This window comes from Flavihumibacter petaseus NBRC 106054 (assembly GCF_000974785.1).
GTDB classification, from domain to species: domain Bacteria; phylum Bacteroidota; class Bacteroidia; order Chitinophagales; family Chitinophagaceae; genus Flavihumibacter; species Flavihumibacter petaseus.
In genome coordinates this window covers 274,476-287,248 of record NZ_BBWV01000004.1, presented here as the reverse complement: position 1 = coordinate 287,248, position 12,773 = coordinate 274,476, and the positions used below count along the sequence as shown (strand labels likewise).

9 protein-coding genes are annotated in these 12,773 nt (G+C 47.1%); 4 read left to right on the top strand and 5 right to left on the bottom strand.

What is annotated here, in order from left to right:
* Nucleotides 1-19 precede the first annotated feature (19 nt).
* Nucleotides 20-664, top strand: a complete 645-nt coding sequence (locus FPE01S_RS20650) for a response regulator transcription factor (RefSeq protein ID WP_046370983.1) — start codon at nt 20-22, stop codon at nt 662-664.
* The gene (locus FPE01S_RS20645; RefSeq protein WP_046370982.1) at nt 665-2,494 is read left to right on the top strand and encodes a tetratricopeptide repeat-containing sensor histidine kinase; all 1,830 of its coding nucleotides are present in this window, start codon (nt 665-667) and stop codon (nt 2,492-2,494) included.
* 3 nt (nt 2,495-2,497) lie between these two features.
* Here FPE01S_RS20645 and FPE01S_RS20640 read toward each other — a convergent pair whose 3' ends face one another.
* Complete coding sequence (locus tag FPE01S_RS20640) at nt 2,498-4,303, bottom strand: ABC transporter ATP-binding protein (RefSeq protein ID WP_046370981.1); 1,806 nt, start codon at nt 4,301-4,303, stop codon at nt 2,498-2,500.
* A gap of 112 nt (nt 4,304-4,415) precedes the next feature.
* Between FPE01S_RS20640 and FPE01S_RS20635 the strand changes: the two genes are divergently transcribed.
* Nucleotides 4,416-5,108, top strand: a complete 693-nt coding sequence (locus FPE01S_RS20635) for a sugar transferase (protein WP_083990370.1) — start codon at nt 4,416-4,418, stop codon at nt 5,106-5,108.
* Between the two features lie 5 nt (nt 5,109-5,113).
* Here the strand turns inward: FPE01S_RS20635 and FPE01S_RS20630 are convergent, their stop codons facing one another.
* The 4 genes from FPE01S_RS20630 to FPE01S_RS20615 are packed head-to-tail and all read right to left on the bottom strand — an operon-like array spanning nt 5,114 to nt 11,017.
* Nucleotides 5,114-6,655 carry a YifB family Mg chelatase-like AAA ATPase gene (locus tag FPE01S_RS20630; RefSeq protein WP_046370979.1) on the bottom strand — a complete coding sequence of 514 codons (1,542 nt, stop codon included), beginning with the start codon at nt 6,653-6,655 and terminating at the stop codon, nt 5,114-5,116.
* A 38-nt stretch (nt 6,656-6,693) separates the two neighbouring features.
* On the bottom strand, nt 6,694-8,298 hold the full coding sequence (locus FPE01S_RS20625) for a M1 family metallopeptidase (RefSeq protein WP_046370978.1): 1,605 nt from the start codon (nt 8,296-8,298) through the stop codon (nt 6,694-6,696).
* Nucleotides 8,299-8,300: 2 nt separating this feature from the next.
* Entirely contained in the window at nt 8,301-9,617 is a 1,317-nt protein-coding gene (locus FPE01S_RS20620) for a MutS-related protein (RefSeq protein WP_046370977.1), read from the bottom strand.
* A 59-nt stretch (nt 9,618-9,676) separates the two neighbouring features.
* A complete protein-coding gene (locus tag FPE01S_RS20615) occupies nt 9,677-11,017 on the bottom strand; it encodes a dihydroorotase (RefSeq protein ID WP_046370976.1) in 1,341 nt (446 codons plus the stop codon).
* Between the two features lie 33 nt (nt 11,018-11,050).
* Here FPE01S_RS20615 and FPE01S_RS20610 point away from each other — a divergent pair, with 33 nt between their 5' ends.
* Entirely contained in the window at nt 11,051-12,718 is a 1,668-nt protein-coding gene (locus tag FPE01S_RS20610; RefSeq protein ID WP_046370975.1) for a hypothetical protein, read from the top strand.
* Nucleotides 12,719-12,773 lie beyond the last annotated feature (55 nt).

Below are 12,773 nucleotides of genomic sequence, written 5' to 3'. Positions count from 1 at the left end.
ACAAATCGTAATGTGACGTATGACCAGGGTGTATATTACCGATGATCACGAGATGTATCTCGAAGGGCTTTCATTGTTGCTGCAAAGGCAAACAGCAGTTGAAGTAACTGGAACGAGTTCAAATGCCAGCGATCTGCTGTTGCGTTTACCGCAACTTTCGCCCGAGGATATACTTTTGCTTGATGTTAATCTTCCAGACATGGAGGAAGAAGATCTTATAAAAAAAATCCGCACCATCAGGCCGCAGCAAAAGGTGATCTACCTGACGCTGATCAGGGGAACCCGTTATGTTCACAAGTTGCTGAAGTATCAGGTTCAGGGTTATATTCTGAAAAACGCCAGTGTTGACGAGCTGGTAAAAGCGATTGATGCTGTAGCGGCTGGCGGTCAGTATTTCAGTAAGGAAATTGATATCCTGAGCGAGGGCGAATTCCGGAATACCCTGACGATAGAAGACCGAAAAGTGAATGAAATACTTTCCAAGCGGGAAGTAGAAGTACTGAAACTGGTTTGTAAGGAATTCAGCAATGCTGAAATTGCGCAAAAACTATTCCTGAGCATCAGCACGGTGGAGACACATCGGAAGAATCTTATTGCCAAACTCGGTGTTCAGAACACTGTTGGCCTGGTTAAGTTTGCCATCAGGAATAACCTAATTGACTGATTGAAGTATGTCCTGATTATAATTCTTTCCCTTTCAGGCCTGGCCCGTAGTTGGGCGCAGGCGGTGGACACCATTTATCTTAAACGTTTATACGACCGCACGGTTGATTTCTCAGAAGACAAGCTTGATTCTTTCCTAGTCAATGCCACCTATATTGAAAAACAGGCGGAATCTTTACATTTTGCACCGGGGAAAATTCTCGGCCTTCGTCTGAGAGGTTTACACAGTGATCTTTCCGGGAATTATGACGAAGCCATCCGGTATCAGCTGGCCGGTTTGAAACTTGCACGTGACGGCGGTTACGCGGAATATGAGATTTCTGCATTAAGTGACCTGGCAATTATTTACACTGAAATCAAACAACCTGAGAAGGCAAAACAGGTATACCTCGAATGTCTGAAACTGACAGAAAAACGGGGAGAGATCGCTTCCATCATTTCCGGTTACAGTAATATGGGCGCCATCTACAACATCCTGAACCGTACGGATAGTGCATTGCATTACCTGATCGTTGCAAGAAGCATGTCTGATAAATACAAACAAACAAAGGCGCTCAGTTTTATTTATAACAATACGGGGAATGTTTACTTCAAACGCAAAGAGTTTGAGAAGGCGCTGGGGTATTTTCAGATGAATATGTCCAGGCATTCTGATGGCGCAACACCTGCGGATCTGTGGATCGATTACCTCAACATTGGTGACTGTTTTATTGAATTGAAGCAATATGATTCAGCCGTTTATTATACTGAAGGCTCATTGAGACTTTCCATGCAGCTGGAAAGTAAAAGCAAGGAGGCAGACAGTTATTCACTGATGGCAAAGCTTTACGAGCGGCTGGGGCAATACAAGAAAGCTTACCAGTTTCAAAAGCAATGGTATCAGCTGGATACTGCGCTTGTAAATGAGGAGAGTAACAGGAATATCGCTGAAATGCAGGAACGCTATCATTCCAGCGAGCGTGATAAGCAGAACAGGCTGCTGATGGCAACCGTTCAACAGGAGAAACTGAGAAGCCGGTATCTCAGTTACATGATGCTGGCGGCTGTTGTGATAGGGATACTTATTGGTACATTCCTGTTGATCTACCGCCGTTCCAACCGGAAATTAAAAGAGACCAATCAGGTAATCAATCGTCAGAAGGAAAAACTACTGGCACTCAACCAGGAGAAAAATTCATTGCTCAGTATTGTTTCTCATGACCTGAGTACCCCTTTTGCGAGTATCCAGATGTGGAGTCAGCTGCTTGAGCGGGATCTTGCTGCAAATCAGCTTACGGCCCTGTCCAATATCAAAGATTCAGCGCTCAGCGGTGAGCGGTTGATCCGCCATATCCTTGAGATTGAAAAGAAAGGTACCGGCAAAGATCAGCTGGAACTGGAGGAGATCAATCTCGGTGCATTCCTGGAACATGTTTGCAACAGCCAGCGGAAGATAGCACAGGCTAAAGAGATCAGTGTTGAATTTCAGAAAGACCCCGGCGAACATTATTTGTTAACTGACCAGGAATTGCTGCGCAGGATTATGGACAATCTCCTTTCCAATGCCATAAAATTTTCGGCACCGTCAACGACTGTGCTGGTAAGTCTGAGTGCTTTTCCCGATGCGTTTGAAATTGCCGTGACGGATGAAGGCCCTGGCATTTCAGAAGAAGATCAGAGCCGTCTTTTTACGAAATACGGCACGCTTAGTTCCCGGCCTACCGGCGGTGAATATTCAACCGGCCTTGGGCTCAGCATTGTTAAACGGCTGGTGAGTGAATTAAATGGCTCCGTCAGCCTGACCTCTGTTCCAGGGGTTGGCAGCACTTTTACAGTAAGGCTTGCTCACTGATGTTTAATTGGAAGAAACCGGTTGCTCCGAAAGGACAGGCGTAACGGGCATTGCTGTCGTTTTCCTTTCTCCGATCTGTTGCCGCCACATCGCAAAATACAGCCCTTTTTCCGCAAGCAACGAGTCATGGGTGCCTGTTTCAACGATCTCACCTTTTTCAAGCACATAAATTCTGTCGGCATGCATGATGGTAGACAGCCTGTGGGCGATGAGTACTGTGATCTGTTCCCGCTGTGCGGAAATACTCCGGATAGTTCTGGTGATTTCTTCCTCAGTGATCGAATCTAGTGCTGAAGTAGCTTCATCAAAGATCAGCAGCCGGGGATGCCTGAGCAGGGAACGTGCAATGGATAGCCTTTGTTTTTCACCGCCACTCAGTTTAAGGCCACCTTCTCCGATCATGGTATCCACCCCATTGGAAGCACGGGCAATCAGGTTATCGGCACTTGCCTTGTGTAGTGCATCATACAATGCGTCATCGCCGGCCCCAGGATTTACAAAAAGTAGATTTTCACGGATTGTTCCACTGAATAACTGGGTATCCTGGGTGACGAACCCGATCTGCTTGCGCAGGTCTTCATAATCAATTTCATTTTCATTGACACCATTATAAACAATGCCGCCCTGTTGCGGCCGGTAAAGGCCAACCAGTAATTTAACCAGGGTGGTTTTGCCGGCTCCTGATGGTCCCACAAAGGCAATAGTCTCTCCTTTACGCACCTGAAAACTGATCCTGTTGATCGCAGGCTGCGGAGCAGTTTTATGATGGAAGCTCACCTCGTTGAAAGCAAGTGTGCGGATCTCAGGAATGGAAACCGGATGTTCAGGTCTTGCTTCAGGTTTTTTATCCATCAGATTACGGAAGTTTAGCAAAGAAGCTTCTGCTTCGCGGTATGACAGCAGGATATTGCCGATTTCCTGGAGGGGACTGAAAATGAAAAAGGAAAAGATCTGCATGGTTACCAGGTTCTCCGGAGTCATTTTTTCGCGATAGATCAGCCACATGAGTATAAACATGATTACCTGGCGGAGGGTATTGACAACAGTACCCTGTACAAAACTAAGACTGCGCACCCGCTTTACCTTTGTCAGCTCCAGTCCAAGGATTTTGTAGGTGTTTTTGTTCAACCGTTCTACTTCCTGGTTGGTGAGGCCAAGACTTTTAATCAGTTCGATATTGCGTAATGATTCAGTGGTTGTTCCCGCCAGTGATGTGGTTTGTGCCACAATGTTCTTCTGGATCTTTTTTATTCTCTTGCTGAGGTAATTGGTGATAACGGTCAACAAAATAATTCCGCCGAAATAGACCAGCGGAAGTGACCAGTGCAGTGAAAAGGCGTAGATCGATACAAACACAATCCCGATCAGCACTCCAAATAATACATTGATAAAATTGGAGATAAACTTTTCCGTGTCCGTTTCTACTTTTTGCAATACGCTCAGCGTTTCACCGCTGCGCTGATCCTCAAACTCATGAAACGGTAGTTTCATAGCGTGTTTAAGGCCATCGGTGAACACCTTTGCACCAAATTTCTGGGTAATGACATTAAAGAAATAGTCCTGGAAGGCTTTGGCTATCCGGCTTACCATTGCTACGGAAATTGAAAGGAGCAACAGCCAGAGTACTGCATTTCTGAACCCGACAAGGTTTCCCGCCTCCTTATAATTCTTGTAATCAAAGGCAATTTTGGTCATCCTGCCGAAAATAATCGGGTCAATCAGACTAAAGCCCGTATTGATGGCTGCGAGAAGCAGCGTAATGAATACCAGCCATTTATATGGCTTAAGGTAGTGTAATAAAATTTTCATGATGTTGGCAAATGCGCTATGGCTAAAGATACTAACATCGCCGGCTTTTTTTTGTTGGCTCGATACAACGGAATTGATCCGGCCCTTGTCAGACCTGTGAAGACCTTATAAAATGAAATCGATATTATATCCCGTGACTAGTGCAATGACAAAGCGATACCTTTTTCACAAAAGGCTTTTCGATGTAGTGATAGCCGGGTTGATCTTTGTTTTATTCCTTTGGTGGCTCCTGCCACTGCTTTGTGTAATCAGCAGCATATCTATTGGCCGGCGTGTGTTTCATCGCAGGCAACTGACGGGTAAACGCGGGCTGACGTTTACCTGTTGGGTACTCAACACCAGCCGGTACAATAACTGGGGTGTTTTGGAATTTTCCCGATGGGGGAATTGGCTGCGACAGACCGGTCTGTACCGTGCTCCAATGATGCTTAAGGTATTGACCGGGCAAATGAGCCTGGTTGGCCCGGAGGCAAATGGTTCCCGTGAAGATGAACAGTTTGCTGTTCAGCTGAAGGGATATTATGCCCGGTATGCCTTCAAGCCAGGCATCACGGGCATGGCTATGGTAAAATGCAGTAATTCCCAACCGGATGAGGGTTCCAGACTATTTAACATCCACCAATGGGATGGTTTTTACCTGCGCAATGCGAGTTTGCAACTGGATCGGCGGATCCTGGTTCAATCTTTCAATAACTTCCTTTCCTCTTTATTCAAGGCGCAGTCGCCTGCACCGGTGCAAAATGTTTCCCGCAATATTGTTCAGCTTTTAAAGCCGGCCCGTCGCATCGGTGCCCTGAACAACTAATCCACTCAGTGCCTGCTACGCAATTCCCGGTCAAGGCTGCGAAGCTGAATTGCTTCTGCCACATGTTGCGGAAGCACATCAGCCCTGAGGTCAAGATCTGCAATCGTTCTCGCTACTTTCAGTATACGCTCATAGGCCCTGGCAGAAAGTGCCAGCCGGTTCATTGCCAACTGGAGTAATTGTTTCGAAGGTTGGCTCAGCGGTACGATAGCCCTGGTTGCAGCGCTGTCCATCTGCGCATTGCAATAAATGCCTGTTCCGGCAAATCGCCTCAATTGGATTTCCCTGGCAGCCATAACACGACGTCGCACTATTGCTGACTGTTCCTGCTTTCCTGAACCAGTAAATTCACCGGGTTCTACCGGAGTGACTTCCACGTGCAGGTCTATCCGGTCAAGCAGGGGACCGGAAACCCGGCTTAAATATTTATCTACCAGAAAAGGAGAGCAGGTACATTCCCGGGACGGGTGGTTATAATAGCCACAGGGGCATGGATTCATCGCTGCTATCAGCATAAAGCTGGCTGGAAAATCAAAGCAGTATTGTGCTCTTGCGATGGTTACCTTGCGTTCTTCCAGCGGCTGACGCATAACTTCGAGCACCGTTCTCCGGAACTCAGGAAGTTCATCCAGAAACAAGACCCCATTGTGCGCGAGGGATATTTCTCCCGGCTGCGGCACGGCACCACCTCCAACCAATGCCATATCACTGATGGTGTGGTGCGGTGACCGGAAAGGCCTGGTACTGACAAGACCCGAAGGATGTTGCAGGCGCCCGGCAACGCTGTAAATGCGGGAGGTTTCCAGTGCTTCGTCCAGTGTCAGGGGAGGGAGTATTGAAGGAAGCCGTCTTGCCAGCATGGTTTTTCCTGAACCCGGAGCACCGATCAGAATAGCATTGTGGCCACCGGCTGCGGCAATTTCAAGGGATCGCTTGATGTTTTCCTGTCCTTTGACATCACCAAAATCTGGTCCGGTCGCTGAAATTCCGTTTTCAAAAGCTGACCGTGAATCCAATTTTACCGGTACCAGGCTCCTTCCAGATTCGAGGAAACTGGTTACTTCACGCAAATGGCTAACACCAAAAATATCGAGTTGATCGACCAAAGCCGCTTCGGTTGCATTTGTTGCGGGAAGGATCAACCCCCTGAATTTGTCTTTTTTAGTAGCAATCGCTATCGGCAAAGCCCCCTTAATGGGATGAATCCTGCCATCCAGCCCTAGCTCGCCCATTACAATCAGGTTGTCGAGGAGAGCTGAACCGGGCAACTGATCGGTGGCGGCCAAAATGCCCAGCGCTATCGGAAGATCAAATGCTGATCCCGATTTGCGGATATCAGCAGGTGCCATATTTACAATCACCTTGGTTCGGGGCATAAAGAAGCCATTCGATTTGATGGCACTTTCTACCCTGAGTATGCTTTCCTTAACTGCATTATCAGGCAGGCCGACGATAAAAGTTTGTGTGCCGAGCGTCACATTTACCTCTATCGTAATAGTAATTGCATCAATACCGTAAACGGCACTTCCATAAGTTTTCACCAGCATCCGGCTAAGGTAGCCGACACTGCGTTTGAGGAACAGCGTTATTTAACGGGAGTTGTTTTCCATACACCCAGCAACTCTGTATCAGGATCTATGGTCACGCTTGTGGGTATATACGGCAACCGGAATTCCTCATCAACTTTCCTGCTGTCTATGGGGATATTAACATGTGTCGTTCCGCCGGCTCCGGAAATTGCGATCCTGAGGGGGAATTTCATCAGCGTATTCTGGAGCTGATGAACTGTGATTGATAAACCGCCTGGCGTGGATTTCCAGCGAACTTCAAGATTGGGAAAATCCGGCTGTCGCAACCACTGATCAAAAAAATCACCAAGCGCAATGCCAGCGTGGTTTTCCATCACTTTCTGGAGATCGCCGGTACCCGCATTTTTACCGCGATAGCGCTGATAATAGTCCGCAATGCCTTCCCAGAAAGCTTTCTCGCCTATTTTTAGCCGAAGCATGTGTAACACCCAACCGCCCTTCTGGTAGCTGTTGGCATTCAGCAGTTTGAGGTAATTCGTTTCCATGCTGTCTATTACCGGCCTGCCTGGTTGCTGTTGGTGGAAATCTATCACTTCAGCGCGCTGTTTCGCCAGCAGGGTTCGTGCGGCCTGCTGACCATGCTGCATTTCAACCCAGGCATCGGTAAGGTAGGTAGCAAAACCTTCACTCAGCCACAAATGAGCCCAATCGCGTTCCGTAACACTGTTTCCAAACCATTGGTGTGCGATCTCATGTACCAGCAGGTTTTCAGAAGTACGTTTGCCATCTACGGATTGTTCATGATAAAAAATGCAGCCGGCGTTTTCCATCCCTCCAAAAATCGTTTTTGACTGAACATTTGCCAGTTTGGTAAAAGGATATGGGCCCAATTTCCCGATGAACCAGGGAAGGATAAGTGCAGCCTGGCCATAATCATAAAATCCATTATCCCGTTCTTCTGGATAAACCCAGCTTGATACCGGTATATCGTCTACCCGCCCGGCATCCCCAACCGCAAAATCAGCAACACCGATCACCATAACTTTCGTCGGGATCTCATTTTTTTCCTGCCATCTGGTTATCCTTCTTCCGGAACTATCTTTTTCATCAGATACCAGTTCGCCATTGGCAATTACGCTGTAATCTGCCGGTGCGTTTACCTGGAAGGATACCGTAGCTTTGTCGGATGGATGGTCATTACAGGGAATCCAGTTCCTGGCCCTGTTCGGCCAGTTATCCGCGAAAAAACAACGGTGCCCGTATTTGTTTTTAGAGATGATGAGACCGTCTCCCGGAACACCTTTGTAAGTTATTTCAATTAGGGTAGTATCATTTTTTTTGCCTCCGGCACTGGAGAGGGTTATCAGGTCATTCCTGTGCAGGAAAGGAACTGGTTTGCCACCGGCTTTAAGACCAAGTATGGTCATTCCCTTTCCATTATTTACTGATTTCAGGTCAAACCGTATACTGTCGGTTGCTTCAGCCAGCTGCAAAAGGATTTTTGCAGTGCCGCGGATTTCGTCATTCACATCATTCAGATCAATGGTGAAATCGTAGGAAAGCACATTGATCTGCCGGTGCCTTTCGGGGATCGGACTGACATCCGATGCTTTGCATGTAAAAGTGGCCAACAGGAGCAGGATTGCAAGAAGGTTACGCATAATCACAGGTTGTTCAAAAGGTCCAGTACTTTTTCCCTTTTCAGGATCAGATACCCTATTCTGTCGTTGCTGATCCCTGTTTTTAATTGGTAGTTGAAGGCAAGCTGTTCGTCTTCCACCCGTGTTTCAAAATACCTGAAGATGATATTGGGATGATCTTTCAGATCCTCACCGATTTCGTACAGGTGAGTGGAAAGTATAAACAGGGAATGCCGGATTTTTACGAGGCCTTCTATTACTGCCAGCGAACATCTCATCGCATCCTTGATATTGGTGCCTTTGAAAAGTTCGTCGATCAGCACCAGCCATTTGTGGTTGTCATTGATTTTAATGATGGTGTTGCGGATTCGTTGTACTTCGTTGAAGAAATAGCTTTCACCCTTGATGATGTTGTCCGTCACGTTGATGTTACTCAGAATTCCTTCGAACAATGTCAGTTCCATGTTTTCAGCGGGTACTCCCATTCCCAGATGTGCCAGGTAGGTAGCGCTGCCAACGGCTTTGATGAAGGTGCTTTTCCCTGCCATGTTGGCACCGGTAAGGAACAGAAAATTATGTGTCGGGTCAAGAAGAAGGTCGTAAGCGATGGGTTGGGGGAGAAGCAGATGATACAACTTTTCTGCTTTGATAAAGGGGTTCTCATCTTCGCGGATAACGGGAAAACTGAGTTTGAGGGATCGCATGGCCATGGCCATACTGTACCATGCATCCAGTTTGCCATACAGCTGCATCAACTCAAATGCATGTGATTTAAACCGGTATAACAGGAAATGACCATAATACACCACTTCGGTCATCGAGAACTGCTTTCCTGGGGGGCGTGCTGCGAGATCTTCGAGCGGCTTATGATTAAGGAGGTCATTTGCCCGGTTCAGCAAATTCTGCAGGGTTTTGGGAATGCCAGGTTGCGAAAGCAGACCGGATAGTTGCCGGAACCCCCTTACAAAGTCTGTAAAATGACCGATGCTATATCGGACCATTGAAAAATCCGGTCCGTTGATAAGCCGGTAACGAAGTCCCGCCAGGGGGGCATGTGCTGCCGGGATGTGATCGATCTGAGCGTCATAGAACCGGGCGATCACCATTAACGTTCCATTGCTGATGGACCCTGGCCAGTTGTCCAGGTGCTGATGGATCTGACTGATGATCTGTTGAGTTTCCAGAATGGGTCCGGGTTTATCAAAGGGTTCTCTGAAAAACTTCAACAGCCATTCCTTTCCATTGACGGTGCGGGTGAAATTCAGCCGGTGAAAAATCGACTGTTCTTCGTCGGAATGAAAAATAGCCAGGTCCTGGAGGGAAATTTTGTCGATATTCATGCAGGGTCAATTTACGGGTTGAATCGCAAATAGATGCATGAAGCGGGCATTTGCACAGATTATTGGTTAAAAAGCAGCCGCTGTCCTTTCCTGGAAGTATCAAATTGGCCATGGGCATAGGCAAGGTGCCCGTTGACAAAACAATGTGATATTGATGCCGGAAATTTCTCTCCTTCAAAAGGACTCCAGCCGCATTTGTAGTAAATGTTCTTTTTGGAAACGGTTGTGGTTTCAGCCGGATTGATCAGCACTAGATCAGCATGATACCCTTCCCGGATGAACCCACGGTTCCTGATCCGGAAGCATGTGGCTGGGGCATGGCACATCTTCTCCACAACCTTTTCAATGGTGATTTTGCCGGCTTCCACATAGCGAAGCATCAGTAGCAGTGAATGCTGTACCAGCGGTACCCCGGCATGTGCGTGAAGGTAGTCCTCTTCTTTTTCTGCCCGGGTATGTGGCGCATGATCTGTTGCGATGATATCCAGGCGGTCATCAAGTAATCCTTCCCACAAAGCGTCACGGTTAATTGCTGCCTTGATGGCGGGGTTGCATTTGATCAGGTTACCGAGACGGTCATAATCATCGGCCGTAAAATGGAGGTGGTGTACACAAACTTCGGAGGTGATCCGTTTTTCTTCCAGTGGTAACATATTTCCGAACAACGGTAGTTCCCTTGCCGTGGAGATATGGAGGATATGCAACCTGCTGTCAAATTTTTTTGCCATTTGTATGGCAAAAAAAGATGATTCAAAGCACGCTTCGGCGGATCTGATGACGGGGTGATCGGCAGCAGTAAGTGTCCGTCCCGACTTCTGCAGTTCCTGCAGGTTGTGGCGGATAATGCGTTCGTCTTCGCAATGCGTGGCAATCAATAATTCAGTATTGTTAAATATTCTTTCCAGTGCCAGGGGGTTGTCTACGAGCAGCCCGCCTGTTGAAGATCCCATGAAAATCTTAATACCACATACCCTGTCTTTTTTCTCGTTGGTACGCATCACCTCGTCATAGTTCTCATTGCTGGTTCCCATGAAAAAACTGTAGTTGGCCAAAGAGGTTTCGGAAGCAATGGTGTATTTGTTTTCCAGGAGTTCCTGTGTGAAAACAGGCGGTTGGGTATTGGGCATTTCCATAAAGCTGGTAACGCCACCGGCAACTGCGGCTGTTGATTCGGTTTGTATTGTTGCTTTGTGCGTTAACCCTGGTTCCCTGAAATGTACCTGGTCGTCAATTACTCCCGGTATCAGGTATTGGCCTTCGGCATCGATTTCTGTAACGCCATAGGCGGGGTCAATCCGGCTTCCGATCTTTTCAATAATTCCCCCCTCCAAAAGAAGGTCGGCTGTATAAACCTTTCCTTCATTCACTATGCGGGCATTTTTAATCAGGTATTTTTGCATAATTTGAAAATTAGCCATAATAAAACGAAACCGATGCAATGTATTAAAAGACTGCTTTACGGAATCTGCTTAATCCTGCCCGCCCAGCTTTTTTCTCAGACGCCACTCCTGCCGCAGGGGTATAAGCACCAGAACCTGATGGACAGGCTTGAGATCCGGTTCAGGGATAGTGCACTGTCTTTCCAGCATATCAAACCTTATGACCGGAAAGGCTGGGTGGCAGCCCTTGAGCGGATTGATTCAACAGCTCCGATGAACAAAGTGGATGCCTACAATATCCAGGATGCCCTGATGAATAACTATGAATGGGTGACAGGTCCCAAAGATGCATTTAATAGCAGGAAACCATGGGTGAAAACCTTTTATAAGGTCAAATCTGATTTCCTGCTGGTAGATACCAAGGATTTCTTTCTGAGTGTCAACCCGGTGTTTCAGTTTCAGGCAGGTAAAGAGTCCGGAACCGATGAAACCCTCTTTGTGAACAGCAAAGGCGCCCGTGGAAGAGGTCTGATCGCCAAAAAAATAGGTTTTGACTTTTACCTTACCGATAACCAGGAAAGGGATCCCTTTTATGTTCGCCGTTTTGTCGACTCCTTTCATGCTGTACCGGGAGCAGGTTTTTACAAGACATTCAAAAAAACCGGTTATGACTATTTCGATGCCCGCGGATCGGTATTTTTTAATATCACCAAGTACATCAACGTCCAGTTCGGATATGATAAAAACTTTATCGGCAACGGATACCGGAGCCTTTTCCTGAGCGATTTTTCCAATAACTACCTCTTCCTTAAGCTTGCGGCACGTATCTGGAAGCTGAACTACCAGAGCATGTTCATGGAACTGACACCGCAGGACCTGATCAATCCCGGAAATGAGCTGATTGATAAAAAATATGCTGCTGTACACCACCTCAGCCTGCAGGCGACCAAGTGGCTGAATATTGGTTTTTTTGAATCTGTTGTATTTGGCAGGGAAAACCATTTCGAATTCAGCTACCTGATCCCCATCATTTTCCTCCGTTCGATTGAACAACAAAATGGAAGTGCCGACAATGCCAATATCGGTTTTGATGTGAAGGCAAATATTGCGAAACACGTGCAGATATATTCTCAGATTCTCCTTGATGAATTTAAACTGAGTGAGATGAAAGGCGGTGAAGGATGGTGGGGAAACAAATATGGTATTCAGCTGGGCGCGAAATACATAGACGCCCTCGGGATCCGTAATCTCGACCTGCAGGCAGAATACAATGCCGTTCGGCCCTTTACCTATTCCCACTTTGATGGTGTTGCCAACTATTCCCACTATAACCAGCCATTGGCCCATCCAATGGGCGCCAACCTTCGTGAAGTGATCGGGATTGCGAAATATCAGCCAATTCCCAAGCTCAGCATCCAGGGCAAGATTATTGGCTGGATCCAGGGGCTCGATTCAGCCGGAATTAATTACGGCAGCAATATCTTCCGTTATTATACCGACCGCCCCAAAGATTATGACTGGAAAATTGGTGAAGGCCGGCGGGCAACGGGCGTGAATGCGTCCCTATGGGTTGGGTATGAAGTGCTGGAAAATCTTTTTGTAGATGGCGTTTTCCAGGTGCGGAATTATAAGGTGGCGGATGATCCCACGCTGAGCAGAAATACGACAATGTTTAGTTTGGGATTAAGAATGAATATGTTCAGAAGAGAATATGACTATTAGCAGCATTATGCTTAAACCATCGACAATACAACTGCTACGGTTTCCATTTTCGTTT

Bases quoted from the DNA above. Each gene is read 5' to 3' on its own strand.
- FPE01S_RS20625 (WP_046370978.1), bottom strand. From the start codon at position 8,298: ATGCGTAACCTTCTTGCAATCCTGCTCCTGTTGGCCACTTTTACATGC.
- FPE01S_RS20630 (WP_046370979.1), bottom strand. From the start codon at position 6,655: ATGCTGGTGAAAACTTATGGAAGTGCCGTTTACGGTATTGATGCAATT.
- FPE01S_RS20640 (WP_046370981.1), bottom strand. From the start codon at position 4,303: ATGAAAATTTTATTACACTACCTTAAGCCATATAAATGGCTGGTATTC.
- FPE01S_RS20635 (WP_083990370.1), top strand. From the start codon at position 4,416: ATGAAATCGATATTATATCCCGTGACTAGTGCAATGACAAAGCGATAC.
- FPE01S_RS20620 (WP_046370977.1), bottom strand. From the start codon at position 9,617: ATGAATATCGACAAAATTTCCCTCCAGGACCTGGCTATTTTTCATTCC.
- FPE01S_RS20615 (WP_046370976.1), bottom strand. From the start codon at position 11,017: ATGCAAAAATACCTGATTAAAAATGCCCGCATAGTGAATGAAGGAAAG.
- FPE01S_RS20650 (WP_046370983.1), top strand. From the start codon at position 20: ATGACCAGGGTGTATATTACCGATGATCACGAGATGTATCTCGAAGGG.
- FPE01S_RS20610 (WP_046370975.1), top strand. From the start codon at position 11,051: ATGCAATGTATTAAAAGACTGCTTTACGGAATCTGCTTAATCCTGCCC.